This is a genomic window from Aequorivita marina (genome assembly GCF_031631895.2).
GTDB lineage: Bacteria > Bacteroidota > Bacteroidia > Flavobacteriales > Flavobacteriaceae > Aequorivita > Aequorivita marina.
In genome coordinates this window covers 274,738-290,531 of sequence record NZ_JAVMBW020000003.1, presented here as the reverse complement: position 1 = coordinate 290,531, position 15,794 = coordinate 274,738, and the positions used below count along the sequence as shown (strand labels likewise).

The following is a 15,794-nucleotide window of genomic DNA, read 5'->3' as shown; positions in this document are numbered from 1 at the left end:
TTAAAATGGTTGTACCTTTGCACACCTTTTTGAATTCAAAACCCTGAATTCGTAAATAGGCAATCTAAAATCAAAAACCTCCATGCGTACCAAAACCTTAAAAAAGAACAAAATCAATGTAGTAACTTTAGGTTGCTCTAAGAATGTTTATGATAGTGAAGTCTTAATGGGGCAGTTGCGCGCCAGCAACAAGGAAGTTGTCCATGAGGAGGAAGGCAATATTGTGGTGATAAATACCTGTGGTTTTATAGCCAATGCCAAGGAAGAAAGTGTGAATACCATTTTGGAATATGTCAATAAAAAAGAAGAGGGCGTGGTAGATAAGGTTTTTGTTACCGGTTGTCTATCCGAGCGCTACAAACCAGATTTGCAAAAGGAAATCCCGAATGTAGATGAATATTTTGGCACTACCGAACTTCCTGGATTGTTAAAGGCTTTAGGGGCAGATTACAAGCACGAATTGATAGGGGAACGGATTACAACTACTCCGAAGAATTACGCTTATTTTAAAATTGCCGAAGGTTGCGACCGGCCGTGTTCCTTCTGTGCTATCCCAATTATGCGCGGTAAACACCGAAGTACACCAATGGAAGATTTGGTGACCGAAGCCGAAAAACTGGCCGCAAACGGGGTGAAGGAACTCATTTTGATCGCACAAGATTTAACCTACTACGGCTTAGATTTATATAAAAAACGAAACCTTGCCGAATTACTCCAAAAATTGGCAAAGGTTGAAGGCATTGAATGGATTCGGCTACATTACGCTTTCCCAACGGGTTTCCCTATGGATGTTCTAGATGTAATGCGAGACGAACCTAAAGTCTGTAACTATTTAGACATTCCGTTGCAGCATATTTCAGATTCAATCTTGAAGTCAATGCGTCGAGGCACCACGAAAGCTAAAACTACTAAGCTGTTAAAGGATTTTAGGGCAGCGGTTCCCGAAATGGCTATTAGAACGACACTAATTGTTGGGTATCCTGGAGAAACCGAAGAAGATTTTGAAACCTTAAAGCAATGGGTTGAGGAAATGCGTTTTGAACGCTTGGGTTGTTTTACTTATAGCCATGAAGAAAATACACACGCCTATAATTTAGAAGATGATGTACCAGAAGCTATAAAAATGGATCGTGCCAACAAGATTATGGAGATTCAATCTCAAATTTCTTGGGAATTGAACCAACAGAAAATCGGGCAGGAGTTTAGAGTGGTAATAGATAGAAAAGAGGGTGGTTATTTTGTTGGTAGAACAGAATTTGATAGCCCCGATGTTGATAATGAGGTTTTAATAAATGCAGAAGAAGGATACCTGCGTACCGGGGAATTCTTTACGGTAAAAATTACCGCCGCAGAAGATTTTGATCTGTATGCGGAAGTGGTTTAAGGTTCAAAATTAAAGGTTGTTACCTAATGGGGAGAAGACGCAAAGCTTCGATGAGGAATGGTTTTCCTTACTCTTCAATTTCAATTTCGTTTTCAATTTGAATACCACCCATCTCATGTTAGCCTATTCCTTTAAACCACTCTTGAAATTGCTCACCTAAAACGGGAACAGGCTTTTCTTGTCCGTTTAGTGCGCCAATCAGTCCAATTACCCATAGCACTATTAATAATAAGCCTATTAAGAGTGATGCTATCCAACCAACATAAGGAATTTTTCCGATTATGTAGGAGGCTAAACCTACCGCGCCTAAGCCAATGCATTGACGTATATGGTAAGCGGCAAATGTGTTCTTTTTATCGTTGTTCATTATAAAAGCAATCAACAGTCCGAAGATTGTGATATAGGCAATAATCGCTGTAGTTTTTCCTTCTTCCACACTGTTAGAAGGTGTTTTCGACTGATTTTGTGTATTGGTTTCCTCGTTCATGATTTGTTTATTTAAAATATAATGATGTAATATTTTTTAAAAAATAGTTCTTTATTAGAACGATTCAGAATATGATGTTGCGTTTTAAAACACAACATCATTTTTACTATATAAAAAGCTATATTTTAACTTTCCATATTTAGAGTTTACCCAGAATATCGTTTACTTCATAATCACTTAGATCAAAATATTTTGGATCGGATGATTTTTTAAAATCCGTAATATCCATTATCATACTTGGATTATCTCTTTTCTTGTCAAAATAAATGCTGCGAACCATCATTCCTCTAGGAAAGTTTTCATCCATCTCTGCAGGGGTTTCAGTAGAGAAATCTCTAATCTGTCCACCAAAAAGATGGTTTCCACTTAAATCAAGGCTGATATCTTGGGTTACCCAAGCATACATCTTGGTCTTTTCTTTTGGGTTAAGATAAATGTACTTACGGCAGTTGTAGCCGTTAATTTCTTTTTGTTCATTAGTTCGTTCCCACTGACCATTATCATCGTCTATATCGCCTTGGCTTTCGGCCATCTTTTCTACCATTTTCTGAAAATTAATCATCGGCATTTTCATGGCTGTCTTTTCTTTTTCATTGACCATATAAGTGGCAGCTCCCTCATAATCAAAAAGCATTCGGGTTTCATTTTTATCGCCTTCGTTCATGATCATACATTCACCGGTTTTACCGAAGATCATTTTTGTAGTGTTAGTTTCTTTTAGCTTGCCATTTTTTTTATAACTTTTCATTTCCATGGCCAGAGTTGCCTGTACCGGGTTTTCTGGAATTGGGTAGCGAGTATCGTTTTCATAAGTAATATCCTCAAGGGCTTTTTTACCTTTTTCGCGTTGGGGCTCGGCATGCTCTTCTCGCATATCCCGTTCTATTTTCTTCTTAATTTTTCGTTTAATAAAACCGCGCTGTCCATGTACGGGGGCAATAAAGAGGAATAGAAGTAATGTTGTTAATGTAAGTATATAAGTCTTTTTCATAATAATTTGATTTTAAACAGTTTCTCTTGCATCCTAAATATACGAGAAATATAAATTAATAGGATAGATAACAATACGAATTTAGTATTTGGAGGTTTTTAATTAGAATTAGGTTTTAACTTTTAAAACTTTAATAGTTAGTGGTATGCAAAAATAATCTAGTTTGATTGAAACTGTATTTCTTTCGTTTTACCGCTATCATTATCTAAATATTTCATAATCAGGTTGCCTTTAGCATCAAAATGAGCGGCGCCGTTTTTAGTTGAAGAAGTATAGCGGTATACGCCTTTTTTTGGAGTAGCCACTAACTTAGCATAAACGCTGGACGTGCCTTTTTTATAAAGGTCGAAGCCGTTATCATTGCGTTTTATTTGAAAAGCAGCATTATTAAAATACAAATGTGAAGGAGTTCTTTCAATCCTAGTTTTGCTGTTATGCCAATGATCTGGCGTTGCTATGCCTTTATTTTCTGTTTTGGTTGCAGGAACCTTCTGAATTTTTTCTATTTTGGTTTTACTTTTCTGTTTTTTGGCGGTTTTCTGTGCATAAGACGGCATCGTCGTTAGCAGGAAGAATAGAACTCCAGAGAATAATATTGCTTTTTTCATGATTTATAATATTTTTGTTTAGGAATAATTTTTATGAGTAAAATAATACTATCAATTATACTTTTATAAAATTTAAAAGCAGAGGCGGCGAAGACTATTGATTGTATATAGCTAACCTCATACAAAAATATGATTCTGATTCTACCGTACAAGACCCGATCAGCCCTTGGTTCAGTATTTTGAGTATTTGGAATATTCGAATTAGAATTCGGTAAAAAACACTCTTTTATAGTTCAGGCTATATAAAACCTCCAGCCGTGAACAAGGCTGGAGGTTTACTTAAATATTTATGGTTTTTTGTATCAAAATCCAAAACTCGTCCCTAAGTTAAATTGTAGGTCAGATTAGTTGATAAGTGCAAATTATTGAATATCATTTATATTTATAAATATTAGTGTCCGATTAAAAGAGTGAGAAAATTTGTTGAGTCACAGATAATAGGCAATTAGAGTATTTTTTATTTAATGACAGCATGCTATCATACTTAGCATCAAAATTTATCAATTAAAAAGTATGTTTAATCAATTTTATCTAGTTTTCAATCTATTAAAAAAGCTAGTCTTACGTCTTACGTCTTTCAGCGCAGCGGTCTTATATCTTAGTCGGATACGACTAATTTATAAACAGACTACTTTTCTTTATAAACTCCCATAGCTCGTTTAGGGCTTAGAACAATTGTACCAGAACCCTGATAAATATCTTTCTTTTTCCCATTTTTAGACTCAAAATTGATTTTTATTAAAAAAGAAAATTATTCTTTTTTAAGCGTAAGTGTACTACCATTTCTTTCTAAGGCGAGTTTTGTCTTTGTAATGGTGTTAATTTTCCAAGTCTCAGTTTTGCCATTTTGGGTCACCTTGATTTGATTATCATCCATAACTTTATAGGTTCCATTTATAAGAGCTCCTGCCACACAATTTTCGTTATTAAAGTTTTTGGCATACGGCTTTGTCTCAAAAATCAAATCTTCTGTAAATTGGAAAAAGGTTTTTTTAGTACAGTCTGATAAAGACGGACGTCCTTCTATGCGGCTATAAAACCATTTGCCTATGATTGCTTCTGCAAGGGTTAACTCCCCAATAGAGGCAGAAACAGCATTGGTTTTCATCGTGTTGTTATCAGCATCTTTTCCCAACAAAGTCATCGATTTTTCAGGTGAAAGATTGACTACAATTTTTTTAGTGGTTATACTCTTAATGGGAGCAGATTTTCTTCTTTTGTTGTTGCTGAATTGGGAAAAAAAGTAGGTGGAATCTATTTTCTCTAATTTGAATATTTTATCTGATCCCTCATTTGGTTTATTAAGTCTAAATGATTTTTTACTCTCATCCTGAGAGAAATAGAAATCTATTTTTTCAATCTCGGCATTGGTTAATTTCGTTTTTGTTGGTTTAAGCCGTAGAATATCCTTTGAACTGTTTGACTCTTCCTTTTTTAAACGCAACCGGTTGGGGGCTACAAGCTGCAATATCATTACCGGGTCAGCACCTATATTGATGTCATTGCCTTTAATATTATAAGACTTCGCATCGATGCGATTTTCCAAATTATAAACTATCAAACTGTCTTTGGTAAATTGCATCACTATTCCGTTTTCACCCGGAGGAATCCATTTTCCTTCTAAACTTTGCGCAACAGAAGCTGTGTTACTAAAAAGAAAAGTACCTAGTAGTAGTAAAACCAATAGCGCTTTTAGTTTTGGTTGAAATATTGTCATAGTTAAAATTGTTTCGAGTTAAGGTAATCTAATCTTAAAATAATGGAAGGGAGGTGTTATGGTCAAATTTATTCACCTAATAGAAAAGATACAATAGCCATTTAGTATTTGGTAGTTTTGGTTTAGAATTAGGTATATGGTAAAGGCTTGGATGGCTCTTTCGGCATATAATCCCTTAATCGATATAACTTGAATTTAGCTCTTGGTATCTTTGATTTTCTAAAACCTCCAATGGCTATTAAGAAGCCCCCAATCACGTGTGTGACTGGGGGCCTACTCACTTATAATTTTTCTTTATCTAGTCTTCCACGCAATAATCGCTTCCGGCAATATCGCTAAAGGTCACATTATCATAGGTTATATTAGAAGCGGAACTGATTTTTCGCTCAATAATTCCACATCCTGCACTATTGGCAATGTGTAAATTAGTCACACTTAGAGAAATTGTTTCTCCAGTTTGACTTCCTAAAGAAAGCCCACCTTTCTTGTTAAACCAATCCCAATGAGATTGTCCTGCGTCTGCTAAAGTTGCATTTTCAATTGTATTAATGTTGCTGTTGCTTGACTTTATATTAATTCCTTTCCAGCTACCTGCACCATATTGCCCAGAAAAGTTTACTGGATTGTCAGGAGTACCTAAAACTTGTAAAATAGTATTGTTATAACTTACTTGAATACCGTATTCTTCTGCAAAGATAATTTGGCATCCTTCTGTTATTTTTAGGTGACCTGGTTTATCATTTCCTCTGTCTTGTCTTACAAATATATTTTCATCTATAAAATAAGGGATTCCCGGGTCTAACCAAGTATGCAATGGGCCGTTCACTTCATCCTCTATAAAACCTCGGTTATATATTGATCTAGAGTTTACATAAATTTGATTTTGGCCATTGTCTGCATAAGAGCTTTGTGCTCCGTCAAGAAATTTTATTTTTCTTGCTGCGATTTCCAATGGATACCCTTGATTATCGTTAAGGGTGTTAGCCTTCCAACCATCTATGTTTGCTGAAGGACTTACGTAAACTCCATTTTCTTTATTATTGCGAATTGTGGTGTGCTGTATTTCTACCTTACTACCTCCTGATGTGGTTAGAGCCGCGGTACTTCCATCAGAACTACCAGCATATTCTACTATACAATGATAAAGTTGATTGGTTATACTTCCGGAATTCATATAAATATTCTTCCATGCTCCGGGAGCTTGATTAGTTCCTGTAAATACAACTGGCATTTCATCTGTTCCTATAGCAGTTAAGGCACCAGTACGAGAGCCGTAGTCTTTAATTTCTAAGCCACCACCTTGCTCAAAAGCAATAGTTACACCGGGTTCAATAGTTAAGGGAGCCTCCACTGTTACGTAGCACGGCCATATATAATCTATTCCTTCACCACGGTTTTCGAGCGTCATTGCTTCTGTAATGTTGCTACAATCTAACACCAAAGGTTCTATTGTTTGCTGGTCAACAGCATCATCGTCACTACTACAACTAATAATTATTGTACTGACCGTAAGTAGGAATAGTAAGGTTTTAATTTTAAATGGAAAATTTTTCATTTTTTATAGATTTTTTTTGTTACACTTATTTAAAACAGATAAACAAGGTAAATAGAAGATTCAATTAATTATTAAAGTCAATCTCGTTCTCGTTTTTTAGGTTTTAAATATAAATTTGAAACTAAATAGGATATAAAGTTATATTCCGAATACTTCCATACAAGACCCATTTATAGTTTAGTATGGTCTTATGAGTATTGGGAGAGGTTGACTTAGTATTCAGGATTTTTCCTACAATTCGATTTATCCTAACCTAGATTAATTATTATTTATCGAGGTTTCCAAATGATGCATTTGTAAGAAGTGATTTGTTTTGTTACGATAGGTATATCAATGACTTGGCTAATCATTGGGGCTAGTTCTTAATGATTTAATTTGAGTTGAACTTACATTCTTGCAAATTAGGAAATGGTGATGTTTTATATTTCAGAAGAGATTCTTTACCTAACAATCGAAAGATAGTTATGTTCTAATTAGATACAAGAATTGTGAATGTCACAAGAATCTATCTTTGGTTTTTCTTGTGGGTAATAATTATAGCAATTGTGACGCTTACTTAAACCGAAGCATCGTTTCTAAAATTTCGTTAATCTGTTTGGCTTTCTGTCTGGAAACGGGTATTTCCAGATCGTCACTCATAATTAAGCTCCCGCCATCGTGTTTTAAAATCCCTTTTACAAATTGAGGGTTTATTAAATGTGATTGGTGTACCCTTAAAAAACCGTGGTCTTTTAAAAGCTCTTGTATTTCCTTTAATGTCCGGCTAATTAAAACTTTGTTTTCGTCCTTACAAAAAATATTAGTGTAATTGCTATCTGACTGGCAGCGAACAATATTTTCAATTTCTACAATTTGATAACCAACTCCCGTGGGCAATGCTATTTGGGAAACTTCTTTCACTGAGTCTGCTAATTGATCTTGCAACAATTTCCATTGCTGGCTACTGGTTTTTTTCCGACGTTTTTCCCAATTAGACAGCGCTTTTACGATGTTTTTTTCGGTAATTGGTTTTAATAAATAATTAATGGCACTGTAATTAAATGCTTTAATGGCATATTGATCATAGGCTGTAGTGAAAATAACGTCAAAATCTATAGGAAGTAGATTATCTAGTAATGTAAATCCGTTGAGGTTTGGCATTTCAATATCTAGAAATAACAAATCTGGCGGATTCTTTTTAATGAATTCCAACCCTTGTAGCGGATTGGTAAAAACACCTGTGATAGTATAGTCTGAATGTACTTTTTCAATTAAACTCTGTAGCACATTTGTGCAGTGAGCTTCGTCGTCAATTATAATTACTTTTATCATAATTTAGTATTTATAGGTTAGTGTCACTCTAGTGCCCAAAGCCTTGCCATCCTCTATAATATCTATAGTGTTTAGGCGAATAGAATGGTCGTTTAAGTGGTTGTAAAGTGTCAATCGGTCATGCACTATATTTACACCCATAGCGTTGTGTAGTTTTTTCTTTTTGCTGCTTTCTTTTCTTCCTATACCGTTGTCTTCAATTATAATTTTTAAAACATCTGTAGTATCAAAAACTATTTTTAATTTTTTTTCTGCCCTTAAACTTGGGTGCAAGCCGTGCCAAATGGCATTCTCAACAATGGGTTGTAGCAGTAACGGTGGTATTTCATATTGCGATAATACTTCTTTTGAGGTACATTGAATATCGTAAATTAACTCTTCACCCATACGATTTTTTTCTAAAGAAAGATACAACTCCAAAATCTCTAACTCTTCTTCTACCGTAATTTTTTTACGGTTACTGTTTTGCAGTATTCCCCGAAGCAGGCTAGAAAAATCGTCCAGATAATCAATGGCATATTCATTTCTAGAATCCATGATTAAGTATTTTATAGCGGTCAAACTATTAAAAATAAAGTGTGGGTTCATTTGTGAGCGCAGTGCCACCATTTCTGTCTCCTTTATTCTTTGCGTAAAATCGTCTTTTATTTTTTGCGCTCTTTCTTTTTCCAGTTCAGTATAAAGTTGAATGAGTTCTTCGGTTTTTTGATTTACTTTTACATCCAAATCTCGATTCATTTCATCTTGTAAAAGACGGTTTTCTTGAAGTTGCACAATCAATTTTTCACGAGTTTTCTCCTTTTCCTTCTGAAGCAAAAGAACATTTTGTCCCAATGCCAGTGAAAAACAAAATACCTCTGCTAACAGTCCCATTTCAAATATAACATTTGGGGCTTGCCTAAAATTTAATATTTGGCCAATAGTAGTTGAATGATCTATGAGATTACTCCCGAGCATTGTGGCCACCACCGCACCTAAAAAAAAGAAGGATTGTCCTATTATAAAGTAATTAAGCAATGGATGCTTTACTTTAATTATGATCCAAAAAATCAATATTAGGTTTATAGGAAGAATTATAGATCGAACAATAACAAAGAGTGTATATTCAAACATTTGGGTGGTAATATTATTCAGGACAAATTTTGATATGGCATAAGCAAAGCAGAAAAGCCCTAAGTACTGAAGAATTCTTGCAAGTAATTTATCATATTTTTTTACTGTCAGGAGATTATTGATAAAAAAGATATAGAAACCTATAAAGGTAAATTGAGCTGATTGAAAGAAGTTCAAGGAGAAATTGGGAAAATATTCAGCGATATTTCCTATTGTTGAGGTCGTGGCACGAAGAACTTCCAAACCATAAACCAATTGGAAAAACAAATATCCCAAATAATAGATATAAAGTTTTTTTCGCAACTTGAGCCAGAATACCAAGGCAAACATAAAAATGGTTAAAAGCGCAATGATATAGATAAATAAAAAACCAATGGACATTGATTCACTTTCCCTAGTGTGTTTGGAAAACTGCCAATATCCTATTTGAGAATAGAGGGAAGGGTAATATGTTCCTAAATTGTTATTGCTCTTTTCTAGGCTTATGTAAACAAAAGATTTTTGGAATGGAAGTGAAGTAATCTGGGTAAAATTATACTCAGATTTATTACTGCGTTCTGAGCGGGAGTAGCGTGCGCCGTTTTTTGAAACTTTAAAACCCTCAACATTTTGGTGATATGTAGTTAAGGATAGGTTTTTAATAAAAAAATAACTCTGGATTGTATCTTTTGATTTATTCTCAAGTTCAAATTTCAACCATATTGTAACATTCGGCTCATCTACGAAACTGGAGTCATAAGGTTTCCATGAATTCATCCTTCTTGCTTGCTCAAAACTTGTTTCCGTGTTTGTTCGCAATACTTCTACATTTGGATTATTAACTAACGCGAGCTTATTAACAATAGAATCGGCCACAATTTGACTGTACAACTGGGTCAAACTGGCTAAAAAAATTAGTGCTATTAGAAGGAAAGCTCTCATCAGTTTACTAAAATAACATTCTTAACGTTAAATTCTATAGGTTTTTAGCAAACGGATGCTTTTACTTAGTATTCGGTAATTGTTTTGCTGTTTACCAAATACTAATTGAAACCTGCCATATTCTAGTTGTGTGTTTAAAACCTTGATATCTAGGCTTATGTTTGCTCTGTAATTAAAATTCTACAAATATGTATTATTGAGTCGAGAAGCACTTTGTAAAATGTCATCGATCTAAAATTTACAATACTAACTGAATGCTATTTTTTTTATTCAGATTATGATTTGTTTAAATCAACTTCCTAATTAATCGATGTTAATTAAACTAAAATTATTTTAAAAGCAGAAATTATGAAAAATGTAATTACTTTGATATTGTGTACACTCTTTGTTATTACCGGGTTTGCACAATCAGAAGAATCAGGAAGCTCTTTAACGATACCTGATAGAACACCCGAACTTGAAGCCTTATATCAACAGGCCAAAGCATTGGAAAACAATGGTACTGCTGCCCAGATAAATGCCAACCGCATAGCCATTAAGAATGCATGGCAGGAGGTAAATCCAGAAATTGCCAATCTATATAAACCTATTAATGCTCCAGGGAATGGGCCACAAATAATAGAGGTTGAAATAAGTGCGCAAGATTCAGAACCTATTGAAAGATCACCGGAAGATTGGGATACGGATCTGTTATTGCGTGAAGGTTTTATAGATGGGCTCGATATGGATGCTACACTTGATGGTGATATCTATATTGCTGCCTATGAGAATTATATTGGAGATAATTCCGCGTTGTATATTTACCGATCTACCGATCATGGTAACACTTTTGCGTTATGGAAAGAGCTTAATGTTAACAATTCTTACTTTGCAAAAATCCAAGTGATATCCATTGACGGTGAGGGAGATGATTATTTATCAGTCTTTTCCATGTTTGAAAATGGTGTATTTCAAGTACTGAGATGGAATATGGCAACTGGAGAATATGATTTTCAAAGTATTACAACTTCTGATGTCACGGACTTTAGTGTAGATCGCAATTATCCCATAGATACAGATGCACAACGTGTTTTTGCTATTTATACAAGAGATAATAGCGGTAGCCCTAAAATTTATTCCGCTAGAAGTACAGCTGGTAGTTATGGTTTTGGTTGGGTGGATGAGACAGCACTTCCTGGCGCTAATCTGGGAGAAATTGCCTTTGCCTATGGTCAGGGCGGTGCGTGTTACACCACATATTTAGGGCTTGGTTCTGGAAATTTATATGCTCGGCCAAATTTGGATTATAATGACCCTGGTTCATGGGGGGGAATAGCAGAAACTGTTGAGGAAGGAACGTTAAAAGAAATTAAAAACCCAATTATCCGAGCGACCAGAAATTTAGCTGCAAACGATAATGTTTTAATAGTAGCCTCTGGTCGTGATGCGGGAAGTTCAGATCAATTTACCGGAAGGGCCTACAAAAGGGAAAATGAAGATCCCTTTGTTTCGATCGGCTATGTAAGCACTACGCCAGATTATAATATAGTTCAATTTGATAGTTGGATCAGTAGGGAAGCTAACGGTCTTGAAAGAATCCAGACCTCTTATGTGAGAGAAAGGAAAGACGGCTCAGCAGATAATGTTAACCGCGTAAGAACATATAACGGGAGTGATTTTGATCCTTTTGAACCCGTATCAGACAATGGCATAGACGTATTTCAAGGTTTTTCCTCTGCTGTTGCCGAAACTAGTGATGGGTTGCCGTGTTTAGCATTTGCTGGTACCAGTACGGCTGTTAATAATGGCTATAATCTTTACTTTGACTCCAAATCTACTTTGAGTGTTGAAGAAAATAATTTAGAAGGTTTCACATTTTATCCAAATCCAACAAGAGATAATTTAAATCTTTCAGCGAAAAACACGATTGAAAAGGTCGGGATATACTCTTTGTTGGGTCAGGAAGTAATGCAGCTTTTTCCAGAAAAGGAAAGGCAATCTATAGATGTTTCATCTCTTGCTTCAGGTGTATATGTAATGAAAGTTGAGGTGAATGACGAAATAGGAACTTATAAAATCATTAAAAAATAGAAGAATGATTGTTTGATTAGTATTTTAAGAACCTCCCTCTGTCATTGTGAAGCATGATGCAATTCTAGGGAGGTCCTTAAAAATACTTACTTTAAAGAGAATTAGGGGATTTAATAAACTCCTACTAATTAACCAAATGTCAAATCTTCCTGAGGAATTTATTTCTCAGGAAGATTTTTTTTGAGGGATATTAAATACATTTTACGCTATGGAAGTTGAAAAAAATTAGGAGGCTCATTAATTAGCAAAATGTAAATAACTTCCTTGAAAAACTATTTCTCGGGAAGTTTTTTTGGCTTTTTACCGAATTCTAAGTGATACCCACCAAATGCTAACTAGGAGTTTAAATTGTTTATATCTAAAGGTATGTTTGCATTGACTCCCTATCTAAATTATTTTAAATTATGAAAAATATCATGAAAAATCCATTTAAGAAAATTTTACTCTTAACAGTATGTACAATGTCACTATTAGTAGTCTCCTGCTCCAGTGATGATGGCCCTGGAAGTCCAGCAGGCCTAGCTCCACCAATTGAGCTAGATTGCTCACTTCTTGAGGAAGATGTAACACTCGTGGACAATCCAGACGCACCAGTAGATTATATTATCAACTGTAGAGGTCAGGTAAAGGGCAAACTGACTATCGAGCCTGGAGTGGTAATTGAATTTGGCTCTGATGCTGGTCTTCGATTCCATGGAACCTCTTCCATTCAAGCTGTGGGTACGGCTGATAAACGAATTATTATGAGAGGAACAGAACCTAGTCCTGGGTGGTGGCAAGGTCTAAATTTTATAACTACTAACAATACCGGTATTATGGAATATGTTGATATTAGCCATAGTGGGGGTCAAACTTATAATGGAATTGGTGAGTCTAGTATAATCGTATATAATAGAGGTGCACTTATCATGAATAACTCTAGCATTCGTCATAGCGAAGGAACTGCCTTTACGGCGATTAAGGGGTCAAAAGTAACCTTAGAGAACAATACCTTTACTGAAAACGTACAGCCTCTGATAATGACCTATACGAATGCTGATGTAATCTCAGCATCCAATGATTTTACAGGTAATGAAATAGATAAAGTTACAATTATTACTAATGGTGGAGCCTTGGGTGAAAATCATATCTGGCAGAACATAAATGTTCCATATGTTATCCAAGGAACTTTAGGAATTGGAACAGGGGGTTCAATAACTGTGGAGCCAGGGGTAGAAATAGAGATGGCTTCTGGAAGTTCCATTAAAGTGCAGGAAGGAGGCTTAAAGTTAGTGGGTACAGAAACAATGCCCATAATAATACGCGGCGAAAACCCCGGCGCCGAATATTGGGAAAATATTTCAATTGCAGGAGCAAATGCCATGAACGAGATTGGTTATGCAAAAATAAGTGGTGCAGGAGAAAACCCTAGTTCCAATAAGGGAGCAGTTTATCTTTATTATAGTGCAAAACTTAACATCCATAATACGGAGTTTAAAGATTTAGCTTCTTGTGGTGTATATGGTAAATTGCTCCATTCGCAATCAGAAAATCCAAATTATGAATCATCAAATCTCACTTTTATAAATACGCCTTGTACCGAGTTATTTGAAAGAGGTTAAACGCAGATATTAATAAATTATAAAAAATTAAAAAACGATTGTTTGATTAGTACTTTAAGAACCTCCCTCTGTCATTGTGAAGCATGATGCAATTCTAGGGAGGTCCTTAAAATACTTACTTTAAAGAGAATTAGGGGATCTAATAAACTCCTACTAATTAACCAAATGTCAAATCTTCCTGAGGAATTTATTTCTCAGGAAGATTTTTTTTGAGGGATATTAAATACATAAGTGTACGCTCCTTGTTGTTCCCTTGTTTCCCGTTTTGCTATCTTTGAGTAAAAACTTAAATATGGCAAATTCGCAGCGATTTAATTTCCCGAAAACCGTTCTCTTTGGTATTACAGCGCTATATATAGTCTTAATGCTAGCCACCTATTTTTTATACTTTAAAGAACCGGTTATAGTCTGTGCCAAACGTATGCTAACTGCACAAGCCATTGCCTTGGTTTTTCAAGTGGTATTAAATTACATAAGTTATCATTCAAAAAAGAAAATAGTAATATTGGCTGCCCTTTTTATAAGTGCTATGCTTTTTCTTGGGGCACTTTCGGCATTTTTTAATTTGGGTTTAATGTGCGAACTCTACGGATTTTAATATGAAAAATTTATTTGTCATAGGCCATACTTTTCCAGAACCATCTACCACGGCGGCAGGAAGTAGAATGGTGCAACTCATTGATGTTTTTTCTGAAGCAAATTTCCAAATCACTTTTGCTAGTACCGCATCAATTGGTGAACGGTCTGCCAAATTGGAATCACGGAATATTTCGGTGAAAAATATAAAGCTAAACGATCCTTCTTTTGATGTTTTGATAAAAGAAATAAAACCGGAAATAGTCATTTTCGACCGCTATATTACCGAAGAACAATTTGGTTGGCGCGTTTCGGAACAATGCCCAAATGCCCTAAAAATTCTCGACACCGAAGACCTACATTTTCTAAGGAAGGCTAGGGAAGAGGCGGTTAAAAAAGGCAAGCCGGCTTTAGAAGCCACCCTGTTTTCAGAAATAGCCAAACGGGAGCTGGCAAGCATATTACGCTGCGATCTTTCCCTTATTATTTCAGAATATGAGATGGAGTTGCTTCAGCACACTTTTAAAATTCCCCCGCAAATTCTTTATTACTTGCCACTCTTGTTCACTACAAACTCGAATAAAACCGAAAGTAGTTCTTTTGAGGAAAGACGGCACTTTACAACTATTGGCAATTTATTACACGCCCCAAACGTAGATTCGGTTTTGCAATTAAAGAAACTATGGCCAGGTATACGAAAGAAACTTCCCAAAGCTGAGCTGCATATTTACGGAGCCTATGCCCCACAGCAAATCCTTCAGCTAAACAATAAAAAAGAAGGCTTTTTAATAAAAGGCTGGTCGGAAGATTTAGAAAACACTTTAAACGCGTACCGTGTACTCTTGGCCCCAATTCGCTTTGGTGCTGGGCTTAAAGGTAAAGTATTAGATGCAATGTGCAACGGCTTACCAACAGTAACTACTGAAATGGGAGCAGAGGGGTTGTGTGCAGACCTTCCTTTTGGCGGAGAAATAACTTCATCTGCGGAAGGTTTTGTCAAGAGTGCCATTCAACTTTATGCCGAAGAAATACCTTGGCAGAAAGCACAACAGAACGGCTTTACTATTGTTGCGGAACGTTTTCAAAAAGATCTTTTTTCCGAAGACTTTAAAAGTCTAATCGCTAAGCTTTTGACGACTCTTGAAAAGCATAGACAGGAGAATTTTATAGGTCAAATATTACAGCATCATACTTTGCAAGGTACCAAGTATATGAGCAAATGGATTGAGGCGAAAAACGGAACTTCACAAAATGCTTCTCCTGTATGTTATGCAAATAGTGATGAGGTGCGGGAGGATTACAAGCCATAGGTTTCCTTAGTTTAGTTTTCCAACTCTTACTTTGCCACTATATCCGAAAATAATCCAGCTTTTTATAGGAAAATAAATACCTCAAGAAGATTACCTGACCTACATTATCTAAAAGTGTAGCTTTGGCATTTTGTAACCAATTGACTGCAA

The 15,794-nt window shown here is 35.4% G+C and carries 12 protein-coding genes; 5 read left to right on the top strand and 7 right to left on the bottom strand.

Translation table 11 applies throughout. The annotated features are described in order from the left end of the window. The first annotated feature begins 82 nt into the window (after nucleotides 1-82). On the top strand, nucleotides 83-1,384 hold the full coding sequence (rimO, locus tag QPK98_RS07035; protein ID WP_310992402.1) for a 30S ribosomal protein S12 methylthiotransferase RimO: 1,302 nt from the start codon (nucleotides 83-85) through the stop codon (nucleotides 1,382-1,384). Between the two features lie 118 nt (nucleotides 1,385-1,502). Here rimO and QPK98_RS07030 read toward each other — a convergent pair whose 3' ends face one another. The 7 genes from QPK98_RS07030 to QPK98_RS07000 form a co-directional block, all read right to left on the bottom strand. Further along, complete coding sequence (locus QPK98_RS07030) at nucleotides 1,503-1,871, bottom strand: DUF4870 domain-containing protein (RefSeq protein WP_310992401.1); 369 nt, start codon at nucleotides 1,869-1,871, stop codon at nucleotides 1,503-1,505. A 139-nt stretch (nucleotides 1,872-2,010) separates the two neighbouring features. Further along, nucleotides 2,011-2,862 (bottom strand): hypothetical protein, encoded by an 852-nt coding sequence (locus QPK98_RS07025; RefSeq protein WP_310992400.1) that lies wholly within the window; start codon nucleotides 2,860-2,862, stop codon nucleotides 2,011-2,013. A 158-nt stretch (nucleotides 2,863-3,020) separates the two neighbouring features. Further along, nucleotides 3,021-3,470 carry a hypothetical protein gene (locus QPK98_RS07020; RefSeq protein ID WP_310992399.1) on the bottom strand — a complete coding sequence of 150 codons (450 nt, stop codon included), beginning with the start codon at nucleotides 3,468-3,470 and terminating at the stop codon, nucleotides 3,021-3,023. Nucleotides 3,471-4,221: 751 nt separating this feature from the next. Further along, a complete protein-coding gene (locus QPK98_RS07015) occupies nucleotides 4,222-5,187 on the bottom strand; it encodes a lipocalin-like domain-containing protein (protein ID WP_310992398.1) in 966 nt (321 codons plus the stop codon). Nucleotides 5,188-5,485: 298 nt separating this feature from the next. Further along, nucleotides 5,486-6,742 (bottom strand): hypothetical protein, encoded by a 1,257-nt coding sequence (locus QPK98_RS07010; protein ID WP_310992397.1) that lies wholly within the window; start codon nucleotides 6,740-6,742, stop codon nucleotides 5,486-5,488. 552 nt (nucleotides 6,743-7,294) lie between these two features. After that, the gene (locus tag QPK98_RS07005) at nucleotides 7,295-8,053 is read right to left on the bottom strand and encodes a LytR/AlgR family response regulator transcription factor (protein ID WP_310992396.1); all 759 of its coding nucleotides are present in this window, start codon (nucleotides 8,051-8,053) and stop codon (nucleotides 7,295-7,297) included. Nucleotides 8,054-8,056: 3 nt separating this feature from the next. Then, nucleotides 8,057-9,922 (bottom strand): histidine kinase, encoded by a 1,866-nt coding sequence (locus QPK98_RS07000; RefSeq protein WP_310992395.1) that lies wholly within the window; start codon nucleotides 9,920-9,922, stop codon nucleotides 8,057-8,059. 531 nt (nucleotides 9,923-10,453) lie between these two features. Here QPK98_RS07000 and QPK98_RS06995 point away from each other — a divergent pair. The 4 genes from QPK98_RS06995 (at nucleotide 10,454) to QPK98_RS06980 (ending at nucleotide 15,644) form a co-directional block, all read left to right on the top strand. Beyond that, nucleotides 10,454-12,157 carry a T9SS type A sorting domain-containing protein gene (locus tag QPK98_RS06995; protein WP_310992394.1) on the top strand — a complete coding sequence of 568 codons (1,704 nt, stop codon included), beginning with the start codon at nucleotides 10,454-10,456 and terminating at the stop codon, nucleotides 12,155-12,157. 461 nt (nucleotides 12,158-12,618) lie between these two features. After that, nucleotides 12,619-13,758, top strand: coding sequence for a hypothetical protein (locus tag QPK98_RS06990; RefSeq protein WP_310992393.1), 1,140 nt, complete (start codon nucleotides 12,619-12,621; stop codon nucleotides 13,756-13,758). A gap of 292 nt (nucleotides 13,759-14,050) precedes the next feature. Continuing rightward, nucleotides 14,051-14,356, top strand: a complete 306-nt coding sequence (locus QPK98_RS06985) for a hypothetical protein (protein WP_310992392.1) — start codon at nucleotides 14,051-14,053, stop codon at nucleotides 14,354-14,356. A gap of 1 nt (nucleotide 14,357) precedes the next feature. Beyond that, on the top strand, nucleotides 14,358-15,644 hold the full coding sequence (locus tag QPK98_RS06980) for a glycosyltransferase (protein WP_310992391.1): 1,287 nt from the start codon (nucleotides 14,358-14,360) through the stop codon (nucleotides 15,642-15,644). Nucleotides 15,645-15,794 lie beyond the last annotated feature (150 nt).